The organism is Spongiactinospora gelatinilytica (genome assembly GCF_003236385.1).
In the GTDB taxonomy this organism is placed as follows: Bacteria; Actinomycetota; Actinomycetes; order Streptosporangiales; family Streptosporangiaceae; genus Spongiactinospora; species Spongiactinospora gelatinilytica.
The window spans coordinates 1-8,317 of the sequence record NZ_POUA01000343.1; the positions used below are offsets into that span (position 1 = coordinate 1).

The 8,317-nt window shown below is 69.1% G+C and carries 9 protein-coding genes; 2 read left to right on the forward strand and 7 right to left on the reverse strand.

The window, feature by feature from the left end:
- The 3 genes from C1I98_RS30900 to C1I98_RS46530 all read right to left on the reverse strand — a co-directional run.
- Positions 1-638 (reverse strand): glycosyltransferase (locus C1I98_RS30900; RefSeq protein WP_146607737.1); only part of this gene is annotated, 638 nt, incomplete at its 3' end.
- The gene (locus tag C1I98_RS30905; RefSeq protein ID WP_111170907.1) at positions 635-3,379 is read right to left on the reverse strand and encodes a bifunctional glycosyltransferase/CDP-glycerol:glycerophosphate glycerophosphotransferase; all 2,745 of its coding nucleotides are present in this window, start codon (positions 3,377-3,379) and stop codon (positions 635-637) included. The genes C1I98_RS30905 and C1I98_RS30900, both read right to left, overlap by 4 nt.
- 107 nt (positions 3,380-3,486) lie before the next feature.
- A complete protein-coding gene (locus tag C1I98_RS46530; protein ID WP_497845835.1) occupies positions 3,487-3,828 on the reverse strand; it encodes an NsdA family TPR-like regulatory protein in 342 nt (113 codons plus the stop codon).
- Between the two features lie 192 nt (positions 3,829-4,020).
- On the opposite strand from C1I98_RS46530, the gene C1I98_RS41910 reads away from it, so the two are divergent.
- Positions 4,021-4,179, forward strand: coding sequence for a hypothetical protein (locus C1I98_RS41910; protein WP_158558243.1), 159 nt, complete (start codon positions 4,021-4,023; stop codon positions 4,177-4,179).
- Between the two features lie 57 nt (positions 4,180-4,236).
- Here C1I98_RS41910 and C1I98_RS30915 read toward each other — a convergent pair whose 3' ends face one another.
- The 4 genes from C1I98_RS30915 to C1I98_RS30930 all read right to left on the reverse strand — a co-directional run bounded on the left by C1I98_RS30915 (position 4,237) and on the right by C1I98_RS30930 (position 6,619).
- A complete protein-coding gene (locus C1I98_RS30915; RefSeq protein ID WP_111170909.1) occupies positions 4,237-4,794 on the reverse strand; it encodes a dihydrofolate reductase family protein in 558 nt (185 codons plus the stop codon).
- A gap of 36 nt (positions 4,795-4,830) precedes the next feature.
- The gene (locus C1I98_RS30920) at positions 4,831-5,295 is read right to left on the reverse strand and encodes an SRPBCC family protein (protein WP_111170910.1); all 465 of its coding nucleotides are present in this window, start codon (positions 5,293-5,295) and stop codon (positions 4,831-4,833) included.
- Positions 5,296-5,525: 230 nt separating this feature from the next.
- A complete protein-coding gene (locus tag C1I98_RS30925) occupies positions 5,526-5,831 on the reverse strand; it encodes a hypothetical protein (protein ID WP_111170911.1) in 306 nt (101 codons plus the stop codon).
- A gap of 122 nt (positions 5,832-5,953) precedes the next feature.
- A complete protein-coding gene (locus C1I98_RS30930) occupies positions 5,954-6,619 on the reverse strand; it encodes a DUF305 domain-containing protein (protein WP_233508332.1) in 666 nt (221 codons plus the stop codon).
- 232 nt (positions 6,620-6,851) lie between these two features.
- Between C1I98_RS30930 and C1I98_RS30935 the strand changes: the two genes are divergently transcribed.
- Positions 6,852-8,255, forward strand: coding sequence for an LVIVD repeat-containing protein (locus C1I98_RS30935; RefSeq protein ID WP_233508333.1), 1,404 nt, complete (start codon positions 6,852-6,854; stop codon positions 8,253-8,255).
- Positions 8,256-8,317: the final 62 nt, after the last annotated feature.

An 8,317-nucleotide genomic window follows, 5' to 3' on the forward strand; every position in this document is an offset into this window, starting at 1 on the left:
TCGGGCACCCGCTCACAGGCCGCCGCGAACGCCGAGATCAGCCGGTCGAACCGCTTGACCCCCGCCAGCCGCCCCACGCCGAGCACCCGCCGCGCGGACAGCTCCGCCGTACGGCCGGGCCAGCCCGGCAGCGGGTTGGCGAGCGTCCAGGTGTTGGGCAGCAAGGCGTGCTCGGCGAACAGCCCCGCGTCGTCCTCGCTGAGGAAGACCGCCTGCTCCAGCCGCCACCAGTCGCGCCGCACCGAGCCGAGGTGCCAGGTGCCCCTGGCGTGCTCGAACGAGCCGTGATAGTGCCCGATGCCCGACAAATCGGGCGGTAGCAGCGACAGCAGCCTGCTCACCACGGCCGGTGAGGTCATCACGACATGCCCCGGCCCGATCCGCTGGAACAGCGCCCGCAGCCGCCGGTCGGCCAGGCGGCGCGCGGCCCGCCCCACCGGCCCGGCCGCCGTCCGGTGGATCACGTGCCGCCGGTAGCGGGGCCGCTCGACGTACCTGAACGGCCGGCGCGCCCGATGCAGGCCGATCACGTGCACCTCGTGCCCGCGCCCGGCCAGCCCCTGCGCCACCGTGTGCGTGACCCGCTGGATGCCACCGAGCGTGTCGGCGTCCAGGCAGGCGAACACCAGCGCGCTCACCGCGCCACCGGCGCCCTGGCCCTGCCCGACCTGGCTGCGCGGCGCGCTCCGAAAAGGGCGTCCACGACCCGCGCCGCCGCCTCGCCGCGCTCGTCCGCGCACCACGTCTCGCGGAACGCCGCGTACTTCGCGGCGAACCCCACCGCCAGCCGATCCAGGTCCCGCACCGCCGCCACCAGCTCCTTCGTGGTGGTCACGCAGGGACCGGGCGCGATGGCGGGCAGGTCGTAGGTCGAGCCGCGCCCCGCCGCCCGGTACTCCGCCCAGTCGTCGATCATGAAGATCATCGGCTTGCCGGTCACGGCGTAGTCGCACATCAGCGAGGAATAGTCGGTGATGAGCGCGTCGGAGGCCAGCATCAGATCGTTGACCTCCGGGTAGGAGCCCGCCGGCCGTACGAAGTGCCGGACGTGCCGGGGCACCACGAACCGCTCCACCGGGTGCGTGCGCAACACCAGCACCCATTCGGCGGCCAGCGCCTCGGCCAGCTCGGTCAGGTCGGCCCGGACGCTCGCGCCCGAGTACCGGGCATGGTCGCGATAGGTCGGCGCGTAGAGCAGGATGCGCCGGTCGTCCGGTATCTCCAGGCGGTCGCGCACCCGCCGGGCGGCGTCCGGGTCGCCGTGCGCGAGTACGTCGCAGCGCGGCGAGCCGTATCGCAGCACCGGCCCCGCGTATCGGTTGGACGGCAGGAACGTGCGCTCGAACTCCGCCCCCGGCGACACCAGCGCGTCCCACCGGGCCACCGCCGCCGCCCACTGCGTACGCGGGCCGTCGAAGTCGCCGCGCAGGTCGGGGGCGTTGTAGCCGATCGTCTTGATCCCCTGGCCGTGCCAGGTCTGCAGGTAGCGGGTGCCGCGCGGCTTGGGGTAGTCCAGCGGGAAGCCGTGGCTGTCCACCCAGTAGGCGGCGCGGGCCAGGGTCCAGACGTAGCGCCAGCTCATCCGGCGCACGAGGGTGGCGTCCTTGGGGAAATCGGACCGCCGCCGCGCCACCGACCACACCGCCGCGATCGGCAGCCTGCGTCTGCGGATCTCCTCGTAGATGTAGCGGGGGTTGCCGGTGTAGCCCTTGCCGACGTCCGCCTCGAAGATCGCCAGGTCGGCGCGGCGCGGCACGACGTGGATCAGGCCCTTGTAGACGCGCAGTTTCAGGCGGGGGTCACCGGCCCTGCGGATCGCCCGCCGGGCGACCCGGGCGAGCCTCGGCACCTGCTTGCGCAGGCCCTCACGCCGCCAGCGCACGCGCAGCACGGCGGCGTGCCCCTCCGGGCGCAGCGTGACCGTGTGACCGGGGACGCGGACCCGGATGGGCGGCGCAGTGGGATCGACGAGCAGCGCGTCGGTGGTCCTGCGGCCGTCCGGGCGGGTGATCGCGATCCGGGGGTCGTGGGTGCCGTCGTGGCCTATGAGGGGTTTGTTCATGGTTCTGGCCAGGTCGATGGTGACCTCGGAGAGGTAGCCGCCGTCGTCCTGGGCGACGGGGGTCAGGCGTACGGCGCCGGAGCGCAGCCGCAGGTCGGCGCGCCAGCCTGGGGTGGCGTCGAGTACGCCGAAGGGGTCGTAGGTTCTGATCGCCAGGGAGACGCGGGTGCCGTTGGCGGTGAGTTCGGTGACCTCGTGGCGCAGGCGACTCGCGGTGAACGGCAGCTCGGCCATCCGCATGCAGGTGATGTCGAGCGCGGGGTCGGGGGTCGTGCCCCAGTACGTGCGGCCGTCGTTCTGCACGGCGTGGCGGGGCGCGGCCCGGGGCCCGCCCAGCGAGCGGGCCGCGACCTCCAGCTCCTCGATCCGGTCGGTGACGATCAGGCGGCAGCACACCCGGGTGAGCGGATCTACGGTCGCGTAGACGTCGGGCTTGATCTCGCTCAGGTACGGCCGGACCACGGACGCGAACTCCTTCACCCACACCCGGTCGCGGGAGGGCAGCGGGTTGAGGTAGACGCGGATGTCCTGGCGCAGGAAACGGCGCTGGCGTTCCGGGATCAGGTCGGTGAAGCCGTTGGCCCGGAGGATCACGTCACAGGCCCAGGCGGCGCGGATCCGCTGGCGTACGTTGTCCATCTTCCTGAGCCGCTGCGAGATCGACTTCTCGGTGCCGGGGCGGTCGGGGGCGCGCCGCCAGTCGTACACGATCCACGGCACCACGGCGAACCGGCGGGTCACGCAGAACAGGCGGGCGGTGAAGATGTGGTCCTCGAAGTGGATGCGCTCCTCGAAGCGCAGGTCATGCTCCTTGAGGAAGCTCGTGCGGTAGAGCTTGTTGGTCGCGAACGTGTCGAGGAACATCTCCGGGTCGCGCCGGATGCCGTCGACGACGCGGCGGCGGTAGAGGTCGGGGAAGTACCGCTGCGGCTTGCGCCTCCACTCGTAGACGCGCTGGATCTGGCCGGTCACGAAGTCGGCCTGGGTGCGCTCGATCTCGGTGATCAGGCTTTTGCAGGTGTGCCGGGGGAGGGTGTCGTCGCTGTCCAGGAACATGATGTAGGGGGAGGTGGCGAGGGCCATGCCGGTGTTCCGGGGGGCGCCGCAGCCGCCGCTGTTGCGGGGGCGGCGGATGAAACGGACGCGCGGGTCCTGGGCGCACAGCTCGGCGGCGACCTGGGGGGTGTCGTCGGTACTGGCGTCGTCCACGATGATCACTTCGAGGCCGTGCAACGTCTGGTCCAGCACGGAACGCACCGCCCTCGGCAACCGCCCCGCATCGTTGTACGTGATGACGACCACAGTGCAGTCGGGCATGCGACCCCCCTTAAGTCCCTATTGCGACTGTAAGTGGGGGATTGTCCGATCAACGGCACGCATGACCGTATCTTTGACCGATACTTCCTCGCCCTGTTCCCCAGCCTTCAGCGGACCCCGCGGTCGTCGGCCACGCGTCCAGCTTGGAGCGCGAGCACGTAGTAGCGCTGTGCCATTTGCTGCATGCCAGAGTCCCAGGACATGTTCGCAGCGGTCTTCGCCAGCCGCGCCATGACACCGTACAACCGTTGTGTGATCTGGCGCGGGTGGATCTCTTTGATCAGGTCGGCCACGTCGTTGAGCTGGCCTATTACGGCTTTCCGCGCCAGGCCGCCACCGCTGCTGTGGTCCCATGTTCGGAAGTGTTCGGCGGCCGTCTCAAGCCGAGCGATCGCCGGCGATCGTGGTGCGGGCGGCGTCACCAAGGACGAGGCCGCAGAGAAGGACATGCTGCGGGCCCTCGACTCCTACTCGGCGGGGCGGGGGCGGGTCCGGTACACAGACTGCGCAGCAGCCCTCTTTCCATCGCCCAGGGCTGGACCGCGCCCTTCACGAAAGGCGGTGCGATGGACCGACTGAGCCCGTGGGAGCGCGCCCACCTGGCCGCGATCGAGAACACCTACCCCGGGTAACGGATCGTCGTGCAGAACGGATGGTGGTGGGCGAGCAAGCACACCCCGCCGAGCCCGGAACAGAAGGCGGCCGGGGTGTTGCCCGAGTTCGCCCGGCCGGGGCCGTATGAGCTGGTGGCCGCGCTCACCGTACAGCTCGGCATCCTGGCCAGGATGGGCGCGGCCTGACGAGCGGCGTGGCGGCCTGTGCCGACGAACCCCCGGGCACAGGCCACCGCCCAAGGGCTACTCGGCGGGGACCGGGGCGTAGGTGAGGATGATCACGCCGGTGCTGTGGACGTCGGTGCCCGTCAGCGTGAACTTGCGCTGCACCGCGTCGCGGTAGAGCAGGTCGCTCGGCTTGGCCTTGCCGGACAGCACCGGGTGCAGCCAGATGCGCACCTCGTCCAGCAGGCCGTTCTCCAGCATCAGGCGGGTCACCGGGCCGAAGCCGTACTGCAGGATGTTCCCCTCCGTCTTCTCCTTCAGCTCCCTGATCTGCGCGACCACGTCACCGGAGATGACGTGCGAGTTGTTCCAGCTCGGGTCCTTCAGCGTGTTGGAGACGACGTACTTCGCGATCGAGTTCATCCGGTCTGAGAACTCATCCGCCCCCGCGCGCTCCGACCAGACCGGCGCGAATCCCTCGTACGTCTCGCGCCCCATGATCAGGGCGTCGGTGCCCTGCATCTGCTCCTGCGCCGACCGCCCGGCGTCCTCGTCGAAGTAGTCGAAGTGCCAGTCCTGCATGTTGGCGATGTCGCCATCGAGGGTCATGTACGTGGCGTTGATGATCTTGCCCATGATTCGGTCCCTTTCAAGAATTCGGTTTGTGGTACGTCAGGAAACGGGGAAGGCCGAGGCCCGCACGTGTTCGGCGAGCCGGTCGATCAGTTCGAGCCAGCCTTCCCGCGTCTGTTCCGCCTGTTCCCGGCCGCCGTTGCCGGCGGCGGCCAGGTGGACGCGCATTCTCGTGCCGCCCGTGTGTTCCTCCAGCGTGAGCGTGACCACGGACGCCGGCCCGTCGCCGGGATCGTCCGGGTCGCCCGTGGTGAACACCAGCCGGTACGGCCCTGCCACCTCACGGTAGACGCCCCCGATCGTGATCTCGAAGCCGTCCTCTCCGAGCATCGTGGCCTGCCATGCGCCTCCGGGCCGGACGTCCAGCACGACCCGTTCGGCCGGCGTCGCGAAGATGCGCGGACCGAACCAGCGCGCGAAGCGCTCCGGCCGGGTCCAGGCGGCGTAGACCTGGTCCGGGCCGGCCGCGAGATCACGGACTATCTCCTGCTCGGCACTCTGCATCGTGGTCGTCCCTCCCGGATCTCCGGTGGCTCGCCGGATTCCCTCCGGCCACTCCGTACATTGCCGGGAGCCGCTTACGGTTCCGCTTAGAAGTCCTTAAGGTCCGGTGCGCCCGGCCCTCGCCTCGGTCAAAAGGACAAGGCGCGAAGGACCGGGAAGCCGGCCGTTCGCGCCTTGGAAGTCGCGCCCCGCCTTGCGTCAGCGGGCAGACAGGGATCCTCCCGCCACGACTACTGAATCTGCTCGAAGAACCAGTTGGCGATCTCCTTGGTCATCGCGCCGTGCTCGGTGTTGGCGGAGGAGAGCATGAAGCGGTCCAGCTCGCCGTCGGCGGTGGGCAGCTTGCTGACGTCGGTGTAGAGGTCCGCGTCGGTGAGGATGTCGCGGATCGCGACCGCGCTGACGGACGGGACGAGGTTGACGTCGGGGTACGGGCACCGGACGTCCGGGTCGATCTCGCGCAGGTACTCGGCCGCGATGCCGAAGGAGGCCAGCGTGCCGCCGGGAGCCGAGTCCGCGCGGGGGAGTCCGCTCATTTAACAAAGGGGTCACGACATAGCTCGCACAATCGACAACCACTAATTAGAAAGTGGAATATAAAAGTGGCCGCTCTCCCGCCGAAGGCCGGCGCGGGGTCCGCCAGGCCCGGCGGCCCGGCTCAGTCGCGGGCGGGTGGTGCCAGGCGGGCCATTCGGTGCAGTTCGGCGGTCTGGGTGACGGAGATGTCCTCGGCGATCTCGCGTACCTTGGGGTGCGAGCCCGCCGCGATGACCTTGGCGGCCATCGTGATCGCGCCCTGGTGGTGGGCGGTCATGAGGCTGATGTACAGCCGATCGAAGGCCGAGCCCGAGGCCGTCCGCAACTGATCCAACTGTGCGGGGGTGGCCATGCCCGGCATGCCCTGGTGTGCGGAGTGATGGCCGGGCACCTGCTGGCCCTGCTCGCGCAGCCAACCGGCCATCATGGCGATCTCGGGGCCTTGGACGTCCTCGATCCGGGCGGCCAGGCGCTTCAGCTCGGTCGACGACGCCCTCGTGGGCGCGAGCAGGCTCAGGTCGACGGCCTGCCGGTGGTGGATCACCATGTCCCGGACGAACCGGACATCGGCCGCGTTCGCCGTGGGCGCCGGGACGGCGGTCGCCGCCTCGTGCGGGGCGAGCGTCCTGGCGGCCTCACCCGGCTCGCCGGGGGCGATCACCGGGGCGGTCGCCGCGGCGGTGTACGGGGGCCGGGCGGTCGTGGGCGTGACGGCGCATCCGCTGGTCAGTGCGGCTGACAGGACGAGCGCGGTGAGTACGGCGAAGGGGGAGGACGTGGGACGCACGTCACCTCCTCAATCCATCGCCGGGCCGTTAATTGTGACTTAACGTGTACGACCGAATTGCCGCGCATGACATGCCGAGCATGCACCATAACCCCATACATCGCATCTCGTAAAGGTGGCAGACAAGTACATTTCTTGACACGTTGCCTCCTAGCTGCCCCACGCGATCTGCGGAAGACTTTGCGTATTTCTGTGCACATACACGGTGTGTGTGGGAGCAAGGAGGTCCTTCGTGTTCACCCTCATAAGGGCCGGTTTGGCAGCTAAGGCGGTCGCCGCGATAGGCGCGGCGGCGGCACTCGTGCTGCCGGCGTTGCCCGCACAAGCCCTGGAGATCCCAGGGCCTGAACAGATCGTGATGAGCCCCAACGTGGCTCACGTCGCCAACATCCCCAAGCCGACGCCGATCACGAACACCATCAACACCGACATCGCCTTCAGCGGCCACTACGCCTACGTCGGTAACTACGGTGGGTTCTCGATCTACGACATCCGCAACCCCAGAAAGCCCGCCGCGGTCAGCTCGGTCGTGTGCCCGGGCTCACAGATGGACGTGTCCGTCTACGGCAACCTGCTGTTCGGGTCGGTGGACGCCTCCAGAAGCGACGATTCGTGCAACAGCACCTCCCAGAGCCCGACGATCGCCTCGTCGTGGGAGGGCGTCCGGATCTTCGACATCAGTGACAAGGCCAACCCGAGGTACATCAAGTCCGTCGAGACCGACTGCGGATCGCACACGCACACGCTCGTCCCCGACCGGCGGCGCAAGGCCGTCTACGTCTACATCTCCTCCTACCTGCCGGCGGCCGAGTACCCGAACTGCCAGCCGCCGCACGACAAGCTCACGATCATCAAGGTCCCGCTGAACAAGCCCACCGAAGCGACCATCGTGAGCACACCTGTCGTCTTCCCCGACGGCGGCAACGAGACGCAGCCCGGCCTGCTGCTCCCGACCACGGGCTGCCACGACATCACCGCCTACCCGGAGAAGGGCATCGCGGCGGGCGCCTGCATGGGTGACGGCGTGCTGTTCGACATCTCCGACCCGGAGAACCCGCGGGTCACGGCCAGGACCACCGACCCGAACTTCGCCTTCTGGCACTCGGCGACCTTCAACAACCGTGGCAACAAGGTCGTGTTCACCGACGAACTCGGCGGAGGCGGCGGCGCCACCTGCAACGAGGCCACCGGACCGACCCGCGGCGCGGACGCGATCTACGAGATCCACCGCGGCCGGCTGGTCTTCAAGAGCTACTTCAAGATCCCGCGCCACCAGGCCGACACCGAGAACTGCGTCGCGCACAACGGCTCCCTGATCCCGGTCAAGGGCAAGGACATCATGGTGCAGGCGTGGTACCAGGGCGGCATCTCGGTCTGGGACTTCACCGACTCGGCCCGCCCCCAGGAGATCGCCTACTTCGAACGCGGCCCGTTCTCCGTACCGTTCAGCGCGGGGTACTGGTCGGCGTACTACTACAACGGGTACATCTACGGGAGCGAGTTCAACAAGGGCTTCGACATCCTGAAGATCAACGACAAGCGCACCGACCAGGCGAACGGCGTCAGGATGCACACCCTGAACGTCCAAACCCAGCAGTCCTACCCCGACCGTGGCCACGGCTGGCCCTGGGACTGACCCCTCACCCCGATCCTGGGATCGAGCCCGCCCCTTCCGGCTGCCCGCTCCCAGGATCGGCA